Here is a 23,556-nt window from a genome sequence, read left to right on the forward strand (position 1 = left end):
TATTGCAATATTACTACAGGAACAGCTTACCGCCATGGTTGGTCACAATACATTCAATACCTGTTCTTTGGCTTTCTCCAGTTCATCCTTCATCAGTACTACTGATTTCTGGATTTCGGAATCGTATGCCTTCGCACCTGTCGTATTGATCTCACGGCCGATCTCCTGCAAAATGAATGAAAGCTTTTTCCCTTTCACATCTTCATTTTCAGCCAGCAACGTTTTAAAATAGTCGCAGTGATTTTTCAGTCTCACCTGCTCTTCAGAAATATCGATTTTTTCTATGTAATAAATCATCTCCTGTTCAAGCCTGTTCGAATCTGTTTTCTCTGCTCCCACATGTTCGTCAAGAAGTTTAAGAATGTTCTCCCTGATCTTCTGCCTGCGCTGGGGCTCCTGCCGGATGACTTCTTCCTGTTGAATGCCAATATTTTGAATTCTTAACGAAAGATCTTTTTCAAGTGCTTCGCCCTCGATCACCCTGTGTTGATTGATCGCTTCCAATGCCTGGTCTAATACAGTCCTAAACTCCGCCCACTCTTTTTCATTGAAAACATCCGTCGACGGAGTGATCACTTCAGGAAGTTTTAAAATCGATGCGAGCAGCTGCGAAGAATCGAGTTTAAGTTCGTCTGACAGCTCCTGCAGAGGTTTAAAATAGGACCTGGCAAGATCCATATTGATAGAAACTGGTTTGACCGCTCCGTTCTGCTTCAGAGAAATAATACACTCAATACTGCCCCGCACCAGTTTTTCTGAAATGACATTTCGGATATCGAATTCGTAGGGCTTTAGAAGTTGAGGAAGCTTGAGGAGCATCTCGAACTGCTTACCATTGAGTGATCTTATTTCGATGAGAAATACTTTGTCTCCTACCTGCTGTTCTGCCCTACCATAACCCGTCATTGATTTTAACATATGTTCCTTAAGTTTTTTTGCAAAGTAAGTGAAATAGCCCGCCTTATCTACTTTCCTTTATTTCCGGCCGGCGGTTTCTGATTCCATATTTCTCTTCCGGCCCGCCTTCATTTTCTTCCTGAAATAAAATCTTTGATGAGTCCTGTGCTGAACTTATACCACAAAAAATTCTAAAGCTCTGCGATAAAAAAATCTGGTACAGATTCATCAAATAAAATTTGAACGATTTGACGTATTTAATCAAATCTAGTACCAGTCAGTGTTTCAGGGCAATGGAAGAAATTTTTATTCAGAAATTTTTTGGATGAAGAGTTGATGGCTGATAGACAATCCGGAAGGAAACTTAACCGGTATAAAAAAAATAAAGCCCAGTTTTTGACTGAGCTTTGTTATATGAATGGGTTAGTAAGTAGTGGGAAATAAAAATTTCCCTCCACAATATTAAAAATAAATTTTTCTATTCAGAAAAATATTTTAATAAATTTTATGCACATTTTTTTTTGAGGTGTGAATTTCGGACGATCGATTGCATAAGGAAGAACATTCTGAAGTGTCAGAATTCATTACCTTCTTTTTCTTTCTTCGCATGAAATGCAATAACGATTAATTGGAAAGAATTTGATTTCCATTTAAAATGGTCATCCTCATTTTTTGAAAGAGAGCAAACCTAACTTTGTCAACTCAAAAAGTAACGCATGAAATTTCCTACTCCAGTTCCAGTAAGTGATATCGCCAGATTGATAGGGGCCGAATTGAAAGGCAATACAACAGGTCTGGTTACAGGAATAAATGAAATTCATAAAGTAGAACAAGGAGATCTCGCATTCGTTGATCATCCGAAGTACTATACAAAATGCATTCAGTCTGCTGCGACATTTATCATCATCAATACGGTAACTGATTTTCCCGAGGGAAAAGCTTTATTGGTTGTTGATAAACCATTCGAAGCTTATCTTACCATCGTAAAACATTTCAGACCGTTTACTCCTCTTACCACACCGGTTAGTCCAGATCTTACAAAAGGTGAAGGAACAGTAATTTATCCGGGTGCAGTGATTGGCAACAATGTGAAAATCGGTTCAGATTGTATCATTCATCCGCAGGTTACTATTCTTGATCATACCATCATTGGTGACCGGGTGGTTATTCAGGCCGGTACTGTTATTGGCTCAGATGCATTTTATTATAACACTGATAAGAAGCGGGAGGTATGGTATAAAAAAATGCTGAGCTGCGGCGATGTGGTCATTGAAGATGATGTGGAGATCGGTGCTTCATGTACTATCGACAGAGGTGTGACCAACAGCACGGTCATTGGTCGGGGTACCAGGATTGATAATATGGTACACATTGGTCATGATACAGTGATCGGAAAAAATTGTCTTATCGCTGCACAGGTGGGTATAGCGGGCGCGGTTAACATCGAGGATGGGGTAGTCATCTGGGGGCAGGTGGGTATCAGCAAGACACTCACGATCGGAAAGAATGCTGTTCTTATGGCACAATCCGGAGTACCATCTTCTTTGCCCGGTGATAAAGTTTATTTTGGATACCCGGCAGAAGATGCCATCACCAAAAAAAGAGAGCTGGTCTGGATCAAACGAATTCCTGAGATATGGGAAAAATTAAAAAAACTGGAAAGATAATTTCCAGTTTTCTTTTTTAGATACCTGCTCCCGCAGATAGAATAAATCTGATATTATTTCGGCTCGTAGTTGTACGGAAGAAAATCAGCGAGCTTCTCCCAGCTCCAGTAACCTAAGGATAGCAGATCTTTCTGATCATAGAAATATCCATTTTCTTCGATCACGATCGCATCAGCAAAATCAACTACAGAAATCTGTATGGTTGTACCTGCAGCAAGTTTATTTACGACCAGGTATTTTGCTTCCGGTTTTTCTTCGCTGTAGACGACTCTCAATTTTCCTGGAAAACGAAGTTCCACGTCCCTGTTGTCCATTACTTCATATACGGCAGAATCATAAGGATTGAGCAGAGGACGAGGCTTTTCATTCCCTGCGCGGATGAGCTCTAATTTATAGCCATTTTCTTTAAGGGTGCTATCATAATAACAACGCATGAAATGCAGTACCGAACCATAATAGGCTTTCTCACGATTCTTCTCCCAGGTAGTGCTGTCCTCCTCACTTCCCTTCATTTCCTCAAAAAATGGAAAGCCTGTGGTTTGAGTAAGTCCCGAACCATACTCGTGAATAAACGAATCAAGCTGGTACCTGATGGTATATCCTAAAGCACTATTGATGATCCTGATCTCTTCTTTCGAACTCACTTTTAAACGGTTTTTTTTCTTGCTGAAGAAAAACCGGAGTGATTCCGGATTTTCAATTTTACAGCTCGCGCTGTTCTCGGTCAAACCTAAAAACTGCTCCCTGAAAAAATCGCCGTATTTCACCCAGCCGTCCTTTACCTCATTGGTAACGGTAATGGATACTTCTTCGAGGCTCTTATCTTTTTGCTTAAGCTCAATCACCAGGTTTTTTACATTTTCTGTAGAAGAGTTGATACGTTGACTTATCGTTTCATATCCACTGAATGAAACCACCAGGTCGTATCCTCCATTGGGTAAATAAAGCGTAAATATTCCCTCTGCATTGGTTGCCGTTCCGAAAGTGGTATTCTGGCAAAATACAGACGCACCCTGTAATGTTGCGCCGGTTGATTTGTCTACAACTTTCCCTGTAGCAACGAATGATTGTCCGACGACCGTGGTGACTACGCTCCAGCTGATCAGTGTCAATATTATTTTGAATCGCATATACAGAAAATAACCCTTCATGCCCGCAAATATTGCTCTACCTGGTCATTTTAACCAAATATTCACTGCAATACTGACTGATGGATTCTGAGAGAGGTTTGAACTCAAAACCAGGTAAATATTTTTTGATTTTTTCTGAGCTGAAATTAACATGAAGTTGTGCTATTTCAGCAGTCTCGCGGGTGAGTAATGGGTCTTTACCGGTGAATAATTTTTTTATTGCTTCGAGTCTCCATACAATGCCTGCAAGAAATTTATTAGCCCGAAGACGTGGTGGGCGCTTTTTAAAAGCGGAAGCCATCGTATCGAAGAGAGATTTATACGACCTGTTTTCAGCAGATAAAATAAATCTTTCGCCCGAGATATCACTTTTCATCAGCAGGTACATCGCCCTTGCCACATCGGCTGCATCAACAAATCCTCCGGATCCATCACTGTACCAGGGAAATTCATCATAGGCATTTTTAAATGTTGCTGCAGATCCTTTGTCCCATCCTGCAAATCCTAATATTACTGTCGGGTTCACGATGGCGGCTTCAAGTCCCTCACCAACCCCGCGCCATACTTCGAGCTCAGCAAGATATTTTGATTGACCGTATGCTGACAGCCCCGACTCCTCTTCCCACTTTACCTCTTCCGTCACCGTCATGTAATCACGCTTTCTTCCGAGTGCCGATACTGAACTGACATGAATCATTTTTCTGACACCGGCACTGAGTGCAGCATTTACAATATTTGCAGTACACTCCACATTGGTCTTCAATAACTCTTTCTTACGCGATGGATTAAACGAAACAAGGCCTGCGCAGTGATAGATTTCTGCTATGCCCTGCATACAATCTTCGACAAATAAAACATCTTCAAGTTCTCCCTGTACCCAGTCCACATTTGCATCCTTCGGAATATCAAGCCACTCGGGAATTTTATTCCGATAGATCGCCCTGATAGGTTGGCCTTTGCCGGCAAGTTCCTTCAGGAGGTAGCTACCAAGTAAGCCTGTACCACCTGTGACCAGAATTATTTCATCAATATTATTTGACATCCCTCCTGATTGGAATTGAATTGCTGAATATACTTTTAGTTGCCGTAATCATAATATCCTTTGCCAGTCTTTTTGCCGAGCTCACCCTTTTCTACTTTTTCAATTTGTAGAGCGGAAGGCTTAAACCGTATTGCCTGATCGAAAGAATTATAAAGCGATATCGTAACAGCGAGATTGACATCATTACCAATAAAATCCATCAGTTTGAAAGGGCCCATTTTAAATCCTGAAGATTCCATCAGAGCATCCAGCCGGGACATCGATACTGATTGGTCTTCTACAAGCTTCAATGATTCTAAATAGAAATGCCTGGCAACCCTATTGACAATAAATCCCGGCGCGTCTTTACATACTACCGGCGTTTTTTTTATATCGATAATGAATGAAACTGCCTGTTCAATGATTTCGGGTTTTGTTTTTTCTGTTCTGACCACCTCTACAAGTTTCATCACCGGAGCAGGATTGAAAAAATGCAGTCCGCAAAATCTTTCGGGCATATTCGTAGCACCTGCAATGGAAGTGACAGACAGTGAAGAAGTATTACTCGCAAAAATTGTTTCAGTTGAGTTTATGGAAGTCAGCGTTCGGAAAAGCTGTGTCTTGATTTCCATTACTTCAGCAACAGCTTCAATGACCAGATCAGATCTGCATTCGTTGATGTCATTTGTAAAACGAATACCTGCAAATGCTTTTTCCTTTTGTTCGAAAGATATTTTTCCTTTCTCCACCATTACATTCAACTGTTTTTGAATGGACTGGCGTGCTTTTTCAAGAACGGCGCTGTTGATATCAAATAATATTGTCGTATAACCACAAACCGCGATTGCCTGCGCAATCCCACTGCCCATCGTACCTACACCACATATGGCTACTGATCGGATTTGCATAGGTATATTTTAATCGACCGGTTGATTGTGGAATAACTAACTCAGTTGGCGGCAGTAAACTGTCGGAGAAAACGAACATCATTTTCGCTGAACAGGCGAATGTCAGTAATTCCGTATTTAAGAAGTGCGGGTCTTTCAATGCCCATTCCAAAAGCGAAACCTGAATATTTTTCGGGATCGATATTACAGTTTTCAAGCACTTTCGGGTGAACCATTCCGCAACCCAATATTTCCAGCCATCCGGTGCGTTTACAAACAGCGCATCCTTCGCCACCGCAGAGAAGACAACTGATATCCATTTCTGCACTCGGCTCGGTGAACGGGAAATAGCTTGGCCGGAACCTGATCCTGATGTCTTCACCAAACATTTCCTTCACAAAGAAGTAAAGGGTTTGTTTCAGATCGGCGAATGAAACCTCTTCTGCGATGTATAAACCTTCGACCTGGTGAAAGAAACAATGCGAGCGGGCGCTTACAGTTTCGTTTCTGTATACGCGACCAGGACAAATGATTCGTATAGGTAATTTCCCTTTTTCCATTTCCCTGATCTGTACATTGCTTGTATGCGTGCGCAATAGCCAGTCGGGATTTTTTGATAGATAAAATGTATCCTGCATATCACGGGCCGGATGATTTTCATCTAAATTCAATGCAGTGAAATTGTGCCAGTCGTCTTCGATTTCAGGACCTTCAGCAACAGCAAAACCAAGGCGTTGAAAAATACTCACTATGCGGTTGCGCATAAGCGTTATGGGGTGCCTGCTTCCAACCCCGATAGGGTCTCCGGGAAGACTATAATCCACCAATGGAACTGAACTTGGCTTTCCATTCGAAGAAAGTTCTTTTACTGCTTCATACTTTTCTTCTGCCAGCTGTTTAAATCCATTCAGGATGAGCCCAAACGATTTCCTGTTCTCGGCAGGAATATCTTTCATACTGCCCATCAGATTTTTAACAACACCTTTTGCCCCCAGGAACCGTATCCTGAAAGCTTCGAGTTTATCCGCATTGTCCAGCTCCGCAGCACTGATTTCTTTTTTATAATCTTCTATCTGTTGCAGAATATCTTCCATACGGCAAAGATAATGATTCGCTTCTTACAGCTGTTTTTACACAGCTGGGTACAACTTTTTGGGGTTTTTATGAATTGTATTAAGACTGAATGGTTTAGGTTTGTCTGAAAATTTCCGGATATGAGCGACCAGTTTAATATTACAGATTTTCTTTCACCATTAAATCTGGATGAGCTTTCGCACGATGAAGGATATATGGAGGGGCAGATTGGCCGGAACATCCGGGTTTACGACGAAGAATTCCCGGATCTTGAAGACGTCGATATTGTATTACTCGGTTGCGGAGAAGAGAGAGGAAGCAGTGCGGGCAGATTTGATAACGCAGCACCCAATGCCATCCGTCACCAGTTTTATTCTCTATACTACTGGCATCCCAATGTGAGACTCGCTGATGCAGGAAATATACGTACAGGTGCAACACTGAATGATACCTATGCTGCATTGAAGACCGTCACTGCCGAACTGATTTCAGCAGGTAAAACTGTTTTAATACTGGGTGGATCTCATGATCTTACATTGGCTCAGTACGATGCATACAGGTATCTCAACAGGATTATTGAAGTCACCGGCATTGATTCACTGATCAACCTGAAGATGGAGAGTCATCTGAAGAGCATGAACTTCCTTATGGAGATGCTTACCGGGGAACCGAATTATGTACGTCACTATAATCATATTGGTTTTCAAAGTTATTTTGTAAATCCGCAGATGCTGGAGACCATGGACAAACTCCGCTTTGATTGTTTCAGGGTGGGAGTGGTGAAGGAAAGTATCGAAGAAATGGAACCTGTCATCCGTAGTTCGCACATGGTGAGTTTTGATATTGCAGCTTTGCAGTATGCGTCGGCGTTATCGAATTATACTTCACCCAATGGATTATCCGGCGAAGAGGTTTGTACGTTATCAAGGTATGCGGGTATGAGTCCTCATCTCAGTACGATGGGATTTTTCGGGTATGCGGTTGAAAGTGATGTACAGCAATTGAGCGCTAAACAGATTGCACAGATGATGTGGTATTTTATTGATGGTCGTCACAAAGGAACTTCTGAATCACTATTAAGCGAAAGAGATAATTTCTTTGAATTCCATACCGCATTTGCTGAAGTTGATACTGTTTTTCTTCAAAGTAAAAAAACCGGGCGCTGGTGGATGCAGCTGCCTGATAAATCGTACATCGCCTGTTCCTACCAGGATTATATCCAGGCCAGCAGCAATGAAATTCCTGAACGCTGGTTGCGTGCACAGGAAAGGAGCTGAGCTGTTTTTAATAAAATCACCCTGAAAATTATGCAGTCAGAAAAGTTGTTGTTGTGTATTATATCGGCTTTTTCTGTTTGCATTTCAGTTTCCTGTTCTACTCAAAAAAATGTCGCTTCACCGGTAATTAAGCGATTGAATGATAGTTTGCTGAAATACGCACATACTGGTATTTATGTGTATGAGCCTGCTGCAGGGAAGGTCGTGATCGACTATCAATCCGACAAATATTTCACACCAGCGAGTAACACCAAAATCATCACCTGTTATGCGGCCATGAAGTATTTGGGTGATTCATTGATTGGCGCTACCTGGATCGATTTGGATACTGCAATAGTTATATATCCTCAGGGAGATCCGAGTTTTTTACATCCTGATTTTTCCGGGCAAGCCATAGTTGATTTTATAAAAGAGCAGCAAAAGCCGGTATATATTTCTGATATTTTCTGGAAGACAACTGCGCTGGGTAGTGGCTGGAGCTGGGATGATTACAGTGAAGATTATATGCCGGAGAGGAGCGCCTTCCCCGTATATGGTAACGTAATAAGGTGGCACCAGGCAGTATCAAAAAAAGAGAATCCATTAAGCGTTGCCGATAGCATCGATCGTTTTATTTATTCTGATCCGGAAATAAACTGGCCGGTTGAATTTGGAAGACCGGAACCCAAAGGAAAGTTTCAGGTAGAAAGAGATTGGCGCACAAATGCATTCACAATAAATGAGGGTGGTAATACGGAAACATATAAGGACGTCCCATTCATAACCCATGGAATTCATACTGCGCTGGAGTTGTTACAGGATTCAGTTCATAAGCCAGTTCATGTTTTTACTAAGGAGATTATAACGATCGGGGAGAACCTATTTCCTGTACCTATTCTTTCTGTAAAAAGAGATTCATTGCTGAAGCCGATGATGCATCGGAGCGATAATTTTTTTGCAGAGCAATTGTTGTTGATGATCTCATTGTATAGGATTGGAAACATGAATGAATCCGTTGCAATAAGCAGCATGCTGAAAAACGATCTGAAAGATTTTCCTCAGAAGCCCACCTGGGCCGACGGCAGTGGTTTGAGCAGGTTCAATCTTTTTTCGCCGCAGGATTTTGTTTGGATTCTTTCAAAAATGAAAAATGAATTTGGCATGGAAAGAATCAGAGGATTATTCCCAACAGCAGGAGAAGGCACCCTTCGCTATTACGATCGTGCATTAAAAAATAAATTGTTTGCTAAAACCGGCTCGCTGACCGGAGTGTTATCGCTGAGTGGATATCTCCAGACTGCATCAGGGAAAGAACTGGTGTTTTCTGTTCTGATCAATAATCACAGGCAAACGGCAGCATCGATCAGAACTACGATCAATGAAATGCTGTTAAACCTGTATAATAGTTATTAGCGCCTTCCAAAAATCCGATCGAAGAAATCCTGCGTGTAGTCGACATAGATCTGCTGACCATTGAGTGAAGTGTTGGGAAAGTTACATTCGCTCAACATGCGGATCATTTCAACCATTTCACCAGAAGTTAAAATAGTTCCCGATTTGATACTCCGTGCATAAGCCATTGAGCGATAAAGTTTTTCTCTTTTACCGCAACGTATATCGGGATTGAAATTTTTATATTCTTCAAGTATATGTTCAATGACGCCTGATTCTTCACCAGATGGTAAATCAGATGGCGTACCATGCATAATAAAAACCATCTTCCCGAATGGTTCAATATGATAACCGAGATTCGTAAGATCGGGTAATATTTCAGAAAAAACAGCAGCATCCCCGGGCGAGAACTCTATCGTAATTGGAAAGAGTAATTTCTGCGTGGTAATTGCTGAAGAATTTGAAAAACCTGTAAATCTTTCGAATAATATCCGCTCATGGGCGGCCTGCTGATCAACGATAATCAAGCCTGACGGTACCCGGAAAAGTATATAACTGTTGAGTACCTGCATCACCTGGGTGGCATCAGGCACAGGTAATCCCGGTTTGCGGTTTTTTGGAAACAGGGCTGATTCGTTTTCATCAGGCTGTTGCCTGGCTGAATAGTTATTTGTTTCCACTCCTCCCAATGAAGGCTGGTATGAGGTTTCCGGCTTGGAAAAGAATTGTTTCCAATCCTGCATATTGGAAGCAGGTTCAACTTTATGTGCCTGGTATTTTTGGGTGAAAGTTCTGAACAGGTTTCCTGCGGAAGTTTCATTGAGCTTTGCTTCTGTAATCGGCTTGCTCACTGCATCCAGTTGTTGAATGGCAGGATCAAGATCGAAATCAAGTGAAGGGGCGACGCTGAACTGAGCCAATGCATGTTTTACTGCAGCGTGGACAAATGCGTAAACAATTTTTTCATCTTCAAATTTGATCTCCTGTTTGGTAGGGTGAACATTGATATCCACCTGGGAAGGATCAAGATCGATGAAGAGTACAAACATCGGAAAGCTTCCTGTAGCGATCATATCCTGGTATGCATTCATTACTGCATGATTCAGGTATGCGCTTCGGATAAAACGATTGTTTACAAAAATGAACTGATCTCCCCGGGTTTTTTTAGCAGTATCCGGTTTGCCGACAAATCCTGAAATGTTGAGATAGTCAGTGTTTTCGGTTACACTTACCAGCTTAGAAATATAGTTGTTGCCGAGAATCTGTTGTATACGTTGTTTGAGTGTACCTTTTTCAAGATGAAAAATCTCTTCATTGTTACTGGTTAGCGAAAAGAAAATATCAGGAAATGCCAAAGCAACCCTGACAAATTCATCAACGATATGCCGCATTTCAGCCGCATTCGTTTTCAAAAAATTTCTTCTTGCAGGAATGTTAAAAAAGAGATTTTTCATCGAGAAGCTTGTGCCATCTGACCAGCTGCAAGGCTCCTGGATTTTCACCACGCTGTTCTCTATTTCTATATAGGTACCGAGCGTATCTTCGGCCCTTTTTGTTTTTAATTCGACCTGGGCAACTGCGGCGATGGAAGCCAGCGCTTCTCCTCTGAAGCCCATGGTCCTGATTTTAAACAAGTCATCGATACCGCTGATCTTTGAAGTGGCGTGCCTTTCAAAACACATCCTGGCATCGGTTTCACTCATGCCTTTGCCATTATCGATTACCTGGATCAGTGATTTACCGGCATCCTGTACAATCATCCTGATACGGGTCGCTCCGGCATCAACTGCATTTTCCAAAAGTTCCTTTACAGCACTTGCCGGCCGTTGAATTACTTCTCCGGCAGCGATTTGATTAGCAATATTATCAGGGAGTAAATGTATCAGGTCTGGCAATTCTTCTTATTTTTAATCAGCCTGTAAAATTACGCAGATTTATCCAAAGCCTGAATATGAAGAGCAAGATCCTTCTCCTTTTAATTTACATTTTTTCCGTTTTTCCAACCATCGCGCAAACGAATCAGGCAGGTGCAGATGCCTGGGCAGATAGTGTTTTTGCAAGTCTCTCTGACGATCAGAAGATTGCGCAGCTCATGATTGTTCGTTTATCCTCCATCAATACCCGCACACGCGAAATTACTTTTTATGATGAGCAGGTAAGAAAAGCTGTTACAGAATATAATGTCGGGGGAATTTGTTTGTTCCAGGGAAATCCGGTGAAGCAGGCCCTCCTCATCAATGAATTTCAGAAGCTGGCAAAAACACCCATCATGATTTCTATTGATGGTGAAAATGGCATTGGTATGCGCATGGATAGTGTGCAGGGATTACCCAGACAAATGATGATGGGAGCAGTAACTGATTCGCGGATCATTTATAATTATGGGCGTTGGGTAGGAGAGCAATGTAAGCGGATGGGCATCCAGGTGAATTATGCGCCTGTTGTTGATATTAATAATAATCCTGATAACCCGGTAATCAATGATCGATCGTTTGGCGAAGATAAAAATCGTGTTGCTGCTCATGGCATTGCATATATGCGGGGAATGCAGGATGTCGGAATTCTGGCATGCGCAAAACATTTTCCCGGTCATGGGGATGTGTCAGTCGACTCGCATTATGATCTTCCTGTAATCAACAAATCAAAAGCAGCACTTGATTCATTGGAACTCTACCCGTTTAAGGCCCTGATCGATGCGGGTGTAGGAAGCGCGATGATTGCTCATTTATATATTCCTGCAATTGATAATACGGAAAACAGGGCAACATCCATTTCGGAAAAAACAGTAACGGGTGTTTTGAGAAACGAATTAGGTTTCAAGGGACTTACTTTTACAGATGCCCTGGAAATGAAGGGAGTCGCCAAATATTTTCCCGATGGCCAGGCAGCTGTAGAGTCATTGATTGCAGGCAACGATATGCTTTGTCTGCCGGGTGATGTTCCCGTGGTACTCCATAAAATAAAAGAAGCGATCCGCAGGAAAAGGATCACAATGGAAACGGTGGATCTGCATGTGAAAAAAGTACTGCGAGCAAAATACCTGATGGGGCTGAATAAGGTAACTCCGGTAGTTATTGAAGGTCTTACGCGTGATCTGAATACCAAATCAGCTTCCATACGTGAACTCATTGCTGAAAATGCAGTTACCCTTGCGCGTTATAATGATTCCGCTGCTTTCCCGATTCCGGTTTCATTGAACAATAAAATAGCATTGGTATCAATCGGTACGGAAACAGATAATGCATTTTCAAAAAGACTACGCCGTGATTATAATGCCGATGTTTTTCATTTCAGTTTTAAACAGCCGGCAGCTGATATTCCTGACCTGATGGAGAAACTGGGCGCGGGATATAAATCAATCGTGATCAGCCTCCATAAAACATCCCGTTTCCCAGCCGGAAATTTCGGATTAAGCCAGGCGGCAGTCGATCTTGTCAGGAAGATCGGAGCTGAAAAACCATCCGTACTTTTTGCATTCGGAAACCCATACACAGTAAAATACTTCTGTGATCTGAAAGATATCATCGTTTGCTACGAGGATGAGCCCATCACGCATGATATTGCTGCTGATGTGTTGAATGGAAGACTAAGTCCGAGAGGGAAATTGCCGGTAACTGTTTGTTCGGATCTCCCTTCCGGCACCGGCCTTGGATATGCATTGCTCCCGCCAGCGGATCCATTTATTCTTGGCATTGCTCCGAATAAACTTACCATTATTGATTCACTTGCTGAAGATGCAATTCGTCAACAGGCAACACCCGGATGCGTAGTGCTGGTTGCAAAAAACGGGAGACTTGCTTATTATAAAAACTTCGGTTATTATACCTATGATAGTACACAATCTGTTAGTCTTGAGAGTTTATATGATATGGCATCCGTAACCAAAATATGTGCGACGACTTTGTCTGTAATGAAGCTCTACGACCAGGGGAAGATTAAGCTGGATAAAAAACTCGGCGACTATTTACCCTGGGTGAGGGGCAGTGATAAACAAAATCTTGTGATCGGCGACATCCTCCTGCACCAGGCGCGGTTAAAATCTTTTATTCCATTCTACCAGGAAACACTTGATCCTTCATCAGGGCAGGCGTTATCGAATATATATGCCAGGCGCCCAAATGATGATTACAGTGTGCATGTGGCCGATAGTTTTTACATGGCAAAGCCATGGCTGGATACCATCAGAAGAAGAATTCTGGCAAGTCCATTGGAAAAACCCGGAACATACGTGTACAGTGATAACGATTTTATCTTCCTTGGCAAAATTGTTGAAGAGATCAGCGGTTTGACCCTGGATCAGTTTGTACAAAAAGAATTTTATCGTCCACTGGGGCTTGTCACGGCGGGGTTCAATCCCAGGCAAAGATTTGATACCTCACGTATAGCCCCAACCGAAAAGGAGAAAATATTCCGCAATCAGTTGATCAGGGGATATGTACATGATCCTGGTGCTGCTATGCTGGGCGGTGTTTCCGGTCACGCAGGTTTATTCAGTAATGCATACGACATTGCTGTTCTGATGCAGTTGTTACTCAATCATGGGAAAATGAATGGCATCCGGCTGCTTTCAGACAGCACGATTCGCAGGTTTACTGCATACTCCAGTGATATCAGTCGTCGCGGACTCGGTTTTGATAAACCTGAAAAAGACAATGCAACGAGACCTGAACCATATCCGACATTGAGTACTTCGCCACTGACTTTCGGGCATACAGGTTTTACAGGAACCTGTGTATGGGTCGATCCAAAAACGCAACTGATCTATGTATTTCTCTCCAACAGGGTATATCCCGACGGAAGAAATAAATTATTAAAGATGAACGTAAGAAGTAATATTCACGAAGCGATTTATAAGTCGATGCAGTGATTTATTTTAATTTGATGCAGAAGAATCAGCCATGCTGATCAAAGCAGCTTTCACTTCTTTTCTGTGAGTGAATGGAATAAAATGATTGGCTCCTTCAACAATCAGGGTATCGACTTTTTTTGCGTGCGTCAACTTTTTTTGTGCGTAATAAATATTTCCTAACGGCACCCATCGATCTTCTTTTCCATGAATAAGCACTACCCTGCAATCGATTTTGTCCAGTTGTTTTCCAAGAGTCACAATATCATTTTTAAAAAATAAAAGTTCTTCATTACTCGGTCTGAAAGCGCCAGGCAAAAGATATTTAAGTGGAAAAATACTCATAGCACTTCGCCACCTTTCTTTTTCTTCCAATGCCGGATCTATTGGCGTTGATATTAGTCCGATTGCAGAAAAATAACCAGGCATGTCTGCCGCCATCTGCATAGCAATCGGGGAACCAAGTGAATGTCCTGCGAGATATACTGGCCTGTTGTTTTTAAAATATCGCGTTGCCGATTCAAGAATTTTGGATTGATCTGCAAGATTCATTGCGCCACCTTTCCTGCTATAACCAAATCCTGGACGATCAAATGCAATCATCCTGTAGTGATAGAGCATTTCCGGATCTTCCATATAATCACTGAACGCACTCCAGGTCCCGGGAGAGCCATGAATGAAAATGAGTGTCGGAAGGCTGTCGTTACCGACCATGGTGTAATAAATTTCATGACTTCCGATTTCGAGGCTTCCTGTTTTTAAGATTAAACCTTTTTGTTTGAATTGCTTTTTCGCGTTGGCATCGGTGATCTGAAAACTTACGCAGCTTTGCGCAAACAAAAGCCATAGTATCAAAAGCGAACCAAGAACTATTACCGTTCTTTTAGTAGTGAACCTTCGTTTTTTGAGTGTATGCATGGAAATGAAAATCCTGTGCAGAAAAATTTCTTCTGCAATTATCGCTTTAAAAACACAAATCGACTATTTTTTAGGTTTACGATTTGGTGGCGGAGGAGTGTTAGGTCTCGGGCGATCCTTTTGATTTTGATGCGGATCTTTTCTGGGGCCATCTTTTGGATGATGTTGTTGCTGCTGACCTTGTGGTTGCTGCCTTTCCTGTCTTTCGCGTTGCTTTCTTTTTTGCGTATTTCTTTCCAGCGTACGAAGACTGATTTGGCCGACCACATCAACAAACTGATGTTCGACGGGGCGCGCTTTACCTTGCTGCTGCATATCAGCTACTTCAAGATCGTCAACTTTTATTCCTTTGGCATTCTGGGAATAGATCTTTCTTACTGTTTCAATAGTAAGAGGGTATTGCCTGTTGCTGTCCGGTAAGGTGTACCACATCAGGTTCTTGAAAATATCCTTTTTTACAAGTGAAGCATTGCCTTTTTGTGTTTCCAGGGTTTCTGCATTATCCGGGAAGTTCTGTAGCGCATCGAGATAGGTATCCAGCTCGTAATTCAGACAGCATTTTAATCGTCCGCACTGGCCGCTCAGTTTTGCCTGGTTGATACTCAGGTTCTGGTATCTTGCAATGGTAGTGGTTACACTTTTGAAATCAGTGAGCCAGCTGCTGCAGCAAAGTTCTCTTCCGCAGCTTCCGATTCCACCCACTTTTCCGGATTCCTGGCGGGCGCCAATCTGTTTCATCTCCACTTTCACGCGAAACTCGGATGCATAGATTTTGATCAGTTCACGAAAATCAACACGATCATCGGCGGTATAAAAGAAAGTGGCCTTTCTTCCGTCGGCCTGAATTTCGACTTCGCATATTTTCATCTCCAGCTTCAACTGTCTGGAAATAGCGCGCGACCTGATAACAGCGGCTGCCTCACGGGATTTATTCTCTTTCCATTTCTGTATATCCATGTCCGTCGCTCTGCGAAGAACTTTTTTCATCTCCTGTGAGTCTTCGGAAACGCGGCGCTTTTTCATCTGCAATCTCACGAGCTCGCCTGACAGGCTGACGGTACCTACATCGAATCCGCTCACACCTTCAACGGTAATGAGATCACCTTTCAGAAAAGTCTGAAGCGTATTATTTCTGTAAAATTCTTTTCTTGATCCGTTGTTAAAACTGATTTCGATTACCCGGCAGGAACCTTCGGGGTCAGAAAAAGGCAGGTTGGCTAACCAGTCATGCACGTTCATGCGATTACAACCGCCGGTGCTGCAGCCGCCATTACTTTTACATCCATTCGGCTTTCCATTAGCCGTCCCACAACTTGTACACCCCATATTCCTGCTGGTTAATAATTATAACTTTCGGATAATCAATGATTCCGTTAAAAAGGGCATGTATAACTGCGGGATACGCTTCTGCTTATGCCGGTATGTACACCGGCTTGTGTAAAAAAATCATGTTTTTACAGACAGAAATATTCTCAAATGAGAACGTATAAAGAGAATGATGGCTATTTATTAAACTCTCTCACTATGGCAAACCACAAACTCTACTCCCACAGACACTTGCTCAATTTATCAAAATTAATGAATTGTATTTAATGATGTGGGAGAATTTAATGGACATCGCTACAAAAAGCAGCTTAAAATTGGCGTTGCGCTCGATATAATAGATTCCTTTCTCTAATTCACTGATGATGGCCTCCTGCTGGAAAAAGCTGGTCATGACTGAAAACCTGTCAGTGAATTCCTGTTCTTTTTCCTGCAGATGATCCTGGTGTTTTTTCAATGCAGCGAAGCGCATACTCTGTTCAACGAGGTGGATCATATAACTGAAGAACTGTTTTTGTTTTTCTCTGCCCAGTTTATTGAGCTCATCGGCGAGCCTGACCTGTGTTACCGGTCCGTTTTTCACAACCCCATTCATCCATTCTCTTGCGTATTTCAGCCAGTCTTCCTCCGCTTCCTGGATGGAACTGATGGCTTCCCTGAGATTTCCGTCAGCGAAAGCTGCGATGGCGGTAGCTTTCTCACCACTGATTTTGTACTTGTTTTTTAGAATGCTGACGATATCTTCATTTTCAAAAAGGGGGATCTTCACAATCTGAGTTCGTGAAAGAATGGTCGGCAGAATCTGGGATTCATCCTCAGCCACCAGGATAAACAGCGTATCAGCCGGGGGTTCTTCAATCATTTTCAGCAGTTTATTACCTTCTTTTCCCAGGTATTCCGGCGCCCACATAATCAAAATCTTATAGCCGCTTTCGAAACTTTTCAGATTGAGTTGCTGAAGGATATCTTCACATTCGCGGGCAGTTATATTCCCCTGTTTGTTTTCCGCGCTGATCGATGTCAGCCAATCGTAAGTATTGGAAAAAGGATGCTCCCTGATAAAACTTCGCCATTCCGAAAAATAATCGGCACTGATGGGAGGCGTGCCCGATTTTAGTGGAATAACAGGAAAAGAATAATGGATATCGGGGTGAGCAATATTTGTACTTTTCACACAGGCCGGGCAAACACCGCAACTATCCGTCAGAATAGTATCCTTATTTTCTGATGCGTCTTCTTCTCCGAATAGCGATGTTCCGGCCGAATTCTCGGATTGTATGCTATTCACTTTTTCGCACACCAGGTATTGAGCAAATGCAATTGCCATTGCGAGTGCTCCACTTCCGTCACGTCCTGAAAATAACAGGGCGTGACTAAGCCTGTTATTTGCCACCAGCGAAACCAATTGTTCTTTCACCAAATGATGTCCGGGGATATCTGAGAATTGCATGGCCCGAAGTTAAGCCAGCAGATGTTGAATTCGAATAGTATCATCCAAAACAAAACGGAAATCAAAATCATTTTAAAAATCAGAGGCAGGAGTACGACTTTATTATTTTTGGAAAATATGAGCCAGTTGCTGAATAAAATCATTTCAAAGTTGTCAAAGGAAAAATTTATCGATCAGATTGCTGATGAAATTTCAGGTACTGAATTTAATTCTCTGATGCTGGAAATTTTTCGGAGACGTGCAGAATCGGTTTCTCCTGCAGCTGTTTTGAAAGCATTTGAAGAAAATCGTTTTGTAAGGCCGTCCGGAGCTGATGCCATTGAAACAAGACAAGTGGAACTGGAATGGCTGGAGTCTGCAAGAGAGAAAAGTTTTCAACCAATGGTACTGTCACCACTGACGCCACTTGGAACATGTACTGCGTTTGGTGCAGTGAGTCAGAACAAAATCATCAGCTCGCTCAGGGGAACGGAAGTTGTTTCGGATGCTACTAATGTTTTGCTTTTACATATGGCATCAGTATTTAAGAACAATAATGACAGGTGCCTTCAACTTAATTATTCGACTATACATCGGATGGTTCGGGCACAACAATTTTCAAACCCTGAATTTTCCGCACATTTTTCACTTTTCAGTCTGGTATCCGGTGGATATGATGAAGGTGCATTTCAATTTGAGTTAGATCAATTGAATAGACATATCAGTCTATATCTGGAGATGATTAAAAGATATCTTCCAGGTAAAAAACTGCAGTTGAAATTTTTTCTGAAAACAGAAGATCAGAATTTCAACTCACTGCTTAGTTTATCAACAAATGTGTGGAGCAATATGGAGTGTTCGATAGTTCCACCAGATGCAAATCGATATTACCAGCGTGTTCAGTTTAAAATTTATATTGAGCATAAAGGCATGCAGGTTGACATCGCCGATGGAGGATTTGTCGATTGGCTGCAAGCCACAACGGGTAACCGAAAACTAAAAGCTATGATCAGTGCAGCAGGAATTGAACTGATCCAGAAGTTTATCAGCAAGAAACAACAATAAATTTTTAGTTGAGGTATTTAGTGATTTCCTCGCTGGTGGGGTTTACTTTGCTTGGAAACACCGCGATCAGCTGACCCTTTTCATCAAGAAGGAACTTTGTAAAATTCCATTTGATTTCTGCATCCATTACACCATTCTCGGATTTTGAAGTCAGCCATTTAAATAAAGGATGAATATCATCACCTTTTACAGATACTTTTTCTGACATTGGAAAAGTAACTCCGTAATTTTTCTTACAAAACTCTTTTATCTCGGTATTGGACCCTGGTTCCTGCCCGCCGAAATTATTAGCAGGGAAACCCACAATTACCAGCTTTGTTTTATAAGAATCGTATAATTTCTGCAGGTCTGAATATTGTGGAGTGTAGCCACATTCAGAAGCAGTATTAACTATCAGAATTTTTTTCCCTTTAAATTTTGAAAAGTCGATGGTTGAACCATCAAGTGCGGGCACTTTAAAAGTGTAAACGGATGCCACTGAAAACAAAAGCCAGCTAATTGCTGTAATAGCAATGCGAATCATATTGATTGTTTGTTTAAGATTGGATAAAGTGCAAGCTACAAATGTTCAGAAATACTGGAATACCACAAAGCGGGCATTATTGTTAAATATAATGCTAATTGGGTTCATAGCATCCAATGCTGGGTGTTGCTCCCCGTGTTTTTCCATCGAGATCAATTAAAACTCCGGCAGGCACACCGTAGTCGATTGCAGGTGATGGAAATTTTCCTATATGAAAATCATAATATCGTGCACTGGCATTGACGCTGTCAAATAATGGATCCAGATTTTTGAGATTATTTATCAGGAAACTATTTTCCGGATCCACATTCGCCCTGTAAAGATTGTTTTCAAATGTGACGTCGAAAGAATTGCTTCCTCTTTTACTTACAACAACTTCATTTTCCACAATGCCATCATCACTCCAAAATATGTTGTTTGTCAGCCTTGCCAGGAGATTATAACTGTAAACGGTTCCACCTACACTGTCCCAGTTGTTAATGTATAGTACAGGATTTTTATGTGTGATGAATAAGTTCGAATAAGAGGCCGCTGTGCAATGTTTGATGTCGTAATTTCCCCCTTTAAGGATGAGAATATTGATACCTGAATTCGTTATTCTGCAGTTGATGGCTTCAAAACTGGAGTTCAATCCGGTTAATGCCGCCTCATACATATTGTCGATAACCGTCTCATGAATTCTCAGCTTAGGCTCAGCATTAGGTGAAGGCTGATCAGTTACAACACCCTGGTAGCCATTTTTCAGTATGGCATAAGTGATTTGATTATTCTTACTTGTTCCTCTGAAATAAATTCCGGGCCATCCTGCGGGAAGATCACGATATTCTTTGTCAAGCCTGTCCCCTGCAAAAACAACACTGTCTGTTTTAGTTCCATTAATTTTTAAAGTACCATCGACAATGAAAGGTGCATCCGCATGTAAATAAACTCTTGTACCCTTTTCAATGGTAAGCATTGCGCCTGTGTCGATCTGAATTCCTCCAAGTATAACATATGGCAGTTCGTTATTCCAGATATGAGAACCCTGCAATAAATTACTTCTCAGGAAATTCGCATTCTGGCCAAAAGCCTGTAATTGAATTTTTTCTTCTCTGCCATTGTATGCAATCAACAGGCTATCCGTCACGATAAAGGGCAATTGATCGCTGTTAGGGTCAATCGTTACTGTTACAAAAACATACAGGCTATCACCGGATGCAATATCAAGATCGTTCACTATTATGCCTTCAGTTCCGTCAGCATTCATCATGAATGGAGATGAACTACCTCCGCCGATTCGTATTTCGTCCAGATGTAACCGGCCTTGATTTGCGTTGAAGATTTTAACCTGATGGGTAATGGAGCCTGTGCGAGTAAAAACGGTATCAAAAAATAATGTGTCAGCAGAGAAACTAATTCTTGCCCCAGCATCTGTATTGAGACTTTCTTTTTTGCAGGAAGCAAAAACCAGGTAACCACAAAAGATGATACAGAGAATAAAAAATGGTTTCATGTAAGATTTCAAAAATACAATATCCTGACTATTGCATGGCGAATGCCAGCGAAGCAATGTACAATTCGGCGTTGCAGACTGAAAGGATACTATTGCCACATGCCTCCAGTGTTGCTCCCGTGGTAATCACATCATCGACCAGCAGAAGTTTTTTCCCTTCAGGTTTTTGAGGATCTGCAACAGCAAAAACTTCATGTACATTTTGCCATCGCTCAAGCCGGTTTTTGTGTGTTTGTGTTGCCGTAGCCCTTGTTCTCAACACCAGGTTTCTTTCAACAGGTATCTGAAGCACTTCAGCAATGCCCTGGCAAAGTATTTCCGCCTGGTTGTATCCGCGGATTTTTTCCTTTTCAGGAAACAGTGGTAACGGTATCAGGAAATCAATATTGCTGAACCGTCCCGAATCTTTGATGGCCAGCCCCATCAGTTTACCCATGTCGATTCCGGATTGTTTATTGCCTTTGTATTTAAGCTGGTGTATGATGGATTGAATCGCAGAAGACCTCGTGAAATAGAATTGACTATAGGCCGCCGCGAGAGGAAGTCTGCCAGCGAATATTTTTTCAATGGGGTTTTCCGGCTGAGATACAAAATTTGTATCCGGCAAAATAGCCAGGCAATTCAGGCAGATGGATTGTTTTGCAAAGTTGAGTTGCCTGCCACAGCCCGCACAGCAGTTGGGAAAAAATAATGATTCCAGTGCTTTCAGCAAATACATCAGGACTATTAAAATTTTATTCAGAATCCATGCTGAGCAATGGGTTTTGTGAGCGGTTTCAATAACTCAAATGATCACCCGAAACATTACCCATCCATGGCTGAATGCAATTTGAATTTTCCTTTTGACCCGGGGAAGGGATAAAAACGGATAACGATGATTTTTTTCTTTTCAGAAAAGGAGGCGATAAATTTCCTCTATCCTTCCTGCCTGTACAATTTCAATTTTGAAATTTGTTGTCGGAATTGATTTGAAGTTGTTACGGCTAACTATGATTTTTTCGAAGCCTAGTTTTTCGGCTTCGGATATTCTTTGTTCGATCCTGTTGACGGGACGGATCTCGCCGCTTAATCCAACTTCGCCAGTGAAGCATATCTTTTGAGAAAGAGGAATATCCTCAAATGAACTTAGCAGAGCACATACCATGGCCAGGTCAATTGATGGATCTTCTATTTTGATACCTCCCGCGATATTGGCAAAAACATCTTTCGTGCCAAAATGGAATCCCCCTCTTTTTTCAAGGACAGCCAGGAGTAATTGTAACCTTCTCAAATCGAAACCGCTCACTGTTCGTTGAGGAGTTCCATAGACAGAGGGTGTGACGAGTGCCTGAACTTCGATCAGCAAAGGGCGCATGCCCTCCATGCTGGTTCCGATCGCTACGCCACTGAGTACTTCGTCATGCTGATTGATCAGTATATCAGATGGATTGGAAACGGCATTCATTCCCGATCCGGTCATCTCATATATACCGAGTTCTGATGTTGATCCGAACCTGTTCTTCGTTGTTCTCAAAATCCGATAGGCATAATGCTGATCGCCTTCGAATTGCAAAACAGTATCGACAATATGCTCGAGAATTTTCGGACCGGCAATGCTTCCGTCTTTTGTAATGTGACCGATAAGAAAAACAGGAGTATGAGATTCTTTTGCAAAACGTTGAAAAATTGCTGTGCATTCCCTGATCTGCGAAACACTGCCCGGTGCACTATCGATATATGGCGATTGTAAAGTCTGAATGGAATCAACAATTACCAGGTGAGGTTTTATTTTTTTTATTTCCTGGAATATGGTCTGGGTGGAAATTTCTGTCAGCAGAAAAAAATTATCATGCGTAATTCCGAGTCGCTTTGCGCGCATTTTGATTTGCTGCTCGCTTTCTTCTCCGCTGATATAAAGTATGGTTTGTTGCTGAAGACGTAAAGCATCCTGAAGAAGAAGAGTGGATTTTCCAATTCCGGGTTCGCCGGCAACAAGAACCAGGCTTCCTTTTACAATACCACCACCAAGCACCCTGTTTAATTCAGGATCGGTTGTAAAAATTCTTTCTTCATCATCATGTTCCACTTCATCTAGTGCCAGACTTTTTCTGATCGGTCCGGAAATTGTTTCGTCGCGCCAGTCAATTTTATTTTTCTGATCAGGTTGATGAATAATTTCTTCGACAAAACTATTCCACTGCTGACATGAAGGACATTTTCCAATCCACTTTGCAGATTCATAACCGCAGTTGGTACAGAAAAAAGCTTTTTTGATTTTGCTCATGAAAAAAAATTACTGTTGCAAGGATTCTTAAGCGCGAAAAAAAGAAATGATGAAGAAAAAATTCAGAAGAAAAGTCATGATTTTTTTTGAAAGTAAAAGGGCCAACTTTCGCTGGCCCTTTAATACTTACTAACCCATTAAATTCTTGCACTAAATTACAAATTGATCCCACATAACAAAATAATTTTTTGGCTGTGTGAATAACTTTTGAGCCCTGAAATGACCTTTTGCCAAAAATGTTTAATCTGCCATATTTCGTTCCTAAATCATGAAAAATCAAAACAAAACACATGATTTAAAATAAATATATCTAATTGTCAATTTGACTTTTTATACTCAGTTTTAATCTAAACGGGCTGTCAAAAAGACGATT

The 23,556-nt window shown here is 41.7% G+C and carries 18 protein-coding genes; 5 read left to right on the forward strand and 13 right to left on the reverse strand.

All coding sequences use genetic code 11. From position 1 onward, the window contains the following. Window positions 1–42 precede the first annotated feature (42 nt). On the reverse strand, window positions 43–918 hold the full coding sequence (locus P2W82_RS07425) for a YicC/YloC family endoribonuclease (RefSeq protein ID WP_336515224.1): 876 nt from the start codon (window positions 916–918) through the stop codon (window positions 43–45). Between the two features lie 695 nt (window positions 919–1,613). Between P2W82_RS07425 and P2W82_RS07430 the strand changes: the two genes are divergently transcribed. After that, the gene (locus tag P2W82_RS07430) at window positions 1,614–2,564 is read left to right on the forward strand and encodes a UDP-3-O-(3-hydroxymyristoyl)glucosamine N-acyltransferase (protein ID WP_336515225.1); all 951 of its coding nucleotides are present in this window, start codon (window positions 1,614–1,616) and stop codon (window positions 2,562–2,564) included. 53 nt (window positions 2,565–2,617) lie between these two features. On the opposite strand, the gene P2W82_RS07435 is transcribed toward P2W82_RS07430, so the two are convergent. The 4 genes from P2W82_RS07435 to pheS are packed head-to-tail and all read right to left on the reverse strand — an operon-like array spanning window position 2,618 to window position 6,696. Beyond that, window positions 2,618–3,694 carry a carboxypeptidase-like regulatory domain-containing protein gene (locus tag P2W82_RS07435; protein WP_336515226.1) on the reverse strand — a complete coding sequence of 359 codons (1,077 nt, stop codon included), beginning with the start codon at window positions 3,692–3,694 and terminating at the stop codon, window positions 2,618–2,620. Between the two features lie 37 nt (window positions 3,695–3,731). After that, complete coding sequence (locus tag P2W82_RS07440; RefSeq protein ID WP_336515227.1) at window positions 3,732–4,736, reverse strand: NAD-dependent epimerase/dehydratase family protein; 1,005 nt, start codon at window positions 4,734–4,736, stop codon at window positions 3,732–3,734. Between the two features lie 35 nt (window positions 4,737–4,771). Then, window positions 4,772–5,623, reverse strand: coding sequence for a 3-hydroxyacyl-CoA dehydrogenase family protein (locus P2W82_RS07445; protein ID WP_336515228.1), 852 nt, complete (start codon window positions 5,621–5,623; stop codon window positions 4,772–4,774). Between the two features lie 41 nt (window positions 5,624–5,664). Then, entirely contained in the window at window positions 5,665–6,696 is a 1,032-nt protein-coding gene (gene pheS / locus P2W82_RS07450; RefSeq protein ID WP_336515229.1) for a phenylalanine--tRNA ligase subunit alpha, read from the reverse strand. Window positions 6,697–6,816: 120 nt separating this feature from the next. Here pheS and P2W82_RS07455 point away from each other — a divergent pair, with 120 nt between their 5' ends. Both P2W82_RS07455 and dacB read left to right on the forward strand, forming a co-directional pair. Next, complete coding sequence (locus P2W82_RS07455) at window positions 6,817–7,953, forward strand: formimidoylglutamase (protein ID WP_336515230.1); 1,137 nt, start codon at window positions 6,817–6,819, stop codon at window positions 7,951–7,953. A gap of 30 nt (window positions 7,954–7,983) precedes the next feature. After that, window positions 7,984–9,345, forward strand: a complete 1,362-nt coding sequence (gene dacB / locus P2W82_RS07460) for a D-alanyl-D-alanine carboxypeptidase/D-alanyl-D-alanine endopeptidase (RefSeq protein WP_336515231.1) — start codon at window positions 7,984–7,986, stop codon at window positions 9,343–9,345. On the opposite strand, the gene mutL is transcribed toward dacB, so the two are convergent. Continuing rightward, the gene (gene mutL / locus P2W82_RS07465) at window positions 9,342–11,219 is read right to left on the reverse strand and encodes a DNA mismatch repair endonuclease MutL (RefSeq protein ID WP_336515232.1); all 1,878 of its coding nucleotides are present in this window, start codon (window positions 11,217–11,219) and stop codon (window positions 9,342–9,344) included. The genes dacB and mutL overlap by 4 nt on opposite strands. A 56-nt stretch (window positions 11,220–11,275) precedes the next feature. Between mutL and P2W82_RS07470 the strand changes: the two genes are divergently transcribed. After that, a complete protein-coding gene (locus P2W82_RS07470) occupies window positions 11,276–14,191 on the forward strand; it encodes a serine hydrolase domain-containing protein (RefSeq protein WP_336515233.1) in 2,916 nt (971 codons plus the stop codon). 6 nt (window positions 14,192–14,197) lie between these two features. On the opposite strand, the gene P2W82_RS07475 is transcribed toward P2W82_RS07470, so the two are convergent. From P2W82_RS07475 to P2W82_RS07485, 3 genes are all read right to left on the reverse strand, one after another. After that, window positions 14,198–15,088: an alpha/beta fold hydrolase gene (locus P2W82_RS07475; RefSeq protein ID WP_336515234.1), complete on the reverse strand. Its 891-nt coding sequence runs from the start codon at window positions 15,086–15,088 to the stop codon at window positions 14,198–14,200. A 63-nt stretch (window positions 15,089–15,151) separates the two neighbouring features. Further along, a complete protein-coding gene (locus tag P2W82_RS07480) occupies window positions 15,152–16,414 on the reverse strand; it encodes a PSP1 domain-containing protein (protein WP_336515235.1) in 1,263 nt (420 codons plus the stop codon). Between the two features lie 235 nt (window positions 16,415–16,649). After that, window positions 16,650–17,861, reverse strand: a complete 1,212-nt coding sequence (locus tag P2W82_RS07485) for a DNA polymerase III subunit (protein WP_336515236.1) — start codon at window positions 17,859–17,861, stop codon at window positions 16,650–16,652. A gap of 117 nt (window positions 17,862–17,978) precedes the next feature. Between P2W82_RS07485 and P2W82_RS07490 the strand changes: the two genes are divergently transcribed. Next, complete coding sequence (locus tag P2W82_RS07490) at window positions 17,979–18,905, forward strand: hypothetical protein (RefSeq protein WP_336515237.1); 927 nt, start codon at window positions 17,979–17,981, stop codon at window positions 18,903–18,905. A 4-nt stretch (window positions 18,906–18,909) separates the two neighbouring features. Here P2W82_RS07490 and P2W82_RS07495 read toward each other — a convergent pair whose 3' ends face one another. The 4 genes from P2W82_RS07495 to radA all read right to left on the reverse strand — a co-directional run bounded on the left by P2W82_RS07495 (window position 18,910) and on the right by radA (window position 23,183). Then, the gene (locus P2W82_RS07495; RefSeq protein ID WP_336515238.1) at window positions 18,910–19,428 is read right to left on the reverse strand and encodes a glutathione peroxidase; all 519 of its coding nucleotides are present in this window, start codon (window positions 19,426–19,428) and stop codon (window positions 18,910–18,912) included. A gap of 94 nt (window positions 19,429–19,522) precedes the next feature. Then, window positions 19,523–20,920, reverse strand: a complete 1,398-nt coding sequence (locus P2W82_RS07500) for a hypothetical protein (RefSeq protein ID WP_336515239.1) — start codon at window positions 20,918–20,920, stop codon at window positions 19,523–19,525. Between the two features lie 28 nt (window positions 20,921–20,948). After that, complete coding sequence (locus P2W82_RS07505) at window positions 20,949–21,638, reverse strand: ComF family protein (protein WP_336515240.1); 690 nt, start codon at window positions 21,636–21,638, stop codon at window positions 20,949–20,951. A gap of 171 nt (window positions 21,639–21,809) precedes the next feature. Beyond that, on the reverse strand, window positions 21,810–23,183 hold the full coding sequence (gene radA, locus P2W82_RS07510; RefSeq protein ID WP_336515241.1) for a DNA repair protein RadA: 1,374 nt from the start codon (window positions 23,181–23,183) through the stop codon (window positions 21,810–21,812). Window positions 23,184–23,556 lie beyond the last annotated feature (373 nt).

This window comes from Pollutibacter soli, from assembly GCA_029269725.1.
Lineage (GTDB): Bacteria > Bacteroidota > Bacteroidia > Chitinophagales > Chitinophagaceae > Pollutibacter > Pollutibacter soli.

Coding starts and splice junctions, on each gene's coding strand:
- P2W82_RS07505 (WP_336515240.1), bottom strand. CDS start 21,638: ATGTATTTGCTGAAAGCACTGGAATCATTATTTTTTCCCAACTGCTGT.
- pheS (WP_336515229.1), bottom strand. CDS start 6,696: ATGGAAGATATTCTGCAACAGATAGAAGATTATAAAAAAGAAATCAGT.
- P2W82_RS07500 (WP_336515239.1), bottom strand. CDS start 20,920: ATGAAACCATTTTTTATTCTCTGTATCATCTTTTGTGGTTACCTGGTT.
- P2W82_RS07445 (WP_336515228.1), bottom strand. CDS start 5,623: ATGCAAATCCGATCAGTAGCCATATGTGGTGTAGGTACGATGGGCAGT.
- P2W82_RS07490 (WP_336515237.1), top strand. CDS start 17,979: ATGAGCCAGTTGCTGAATAAAATCATTTCAAAGTTGTCAAAGGAAAAA.
- P2W82_RS07475 (WP_336515234.1), bottom strand. CDS start 15,088: ATGCATACACTCAAAAAACGAAGGTTCACTACTAAAAGAACGGTAATA.
- P2W82_RS07430 (WP_336515225.1), top strand. CDS start 1,614: ATGAAATTTCCTACTCCAGTTCCAGTAAGTGATATCGCCAGATTGATA.
- P2W82_RS07480 (WP_336515235.1), bottom strand. CDS start 16,414: ATGGGGTGTACAAGTTGTGGGACGGCTAATGGAAAGCCGAATGGATGT.
- P2W82_RS07470 (WP_336515233.1), top strand. CDS start 11,276: ATGAAGAGCAAGATCCTTCTCCTTTTAATTTACATTTTTTCCGTTTTT.
- P2W82_RS07440 (WP_336515227.1), bottom strand. CDS start 4,736: ATGTCAAATAATATTGATGAAATAATTCTGGTCACAGGTGGTACAGGC.
- P2W82_RS07435 (WP_336515226.1), bottom strand. CDS start 3,694: ATGCGATTCAAAATAATATTGACACTGATCAGCTGGAGCGTAGTCACC.
- P2W82_RS07425 (WP_336515224.1), bottom strand. CDS start 918: ATGTTAAAATCAATGACGGGTTATGGTAGGGCAGAACAGCAGGTAGGA.
- P2W82_RS07495 (WP_336515238.1), bottom strand. CDS start 19,428: ATGATTCGCATTGCTATTACAGCAATTAGCTGGCTTTTGTTTTCAGTG.
- P2W82_RS07455 (WP_336515230.1), top strand. CDS start 6,817: ATGAGCGACCAGTTTAATATTACAGATTTTCTTTCACCATTAAATCTG.
- radA (WP_336515241.1), bottom strand. CDS start 23,183: ATGAGCAAAATCAAAAAAGCTTTTTTCTGTACCAACTGCGGTTATGAA.
- dacB (WP_336515231.1), top strand. CDS start 7,984: ATGCAGTCAGAAAAGTTGTTGTTGTGTATTATATCGGCTTTTTCTGTT.
- P2W82_RS07485 (WP_336515236.1), bottom strand. CDS start 17,861: ATGCAATTCTCAGATATCCCCGGACATCATTTGGTGAAAGAACAATTG.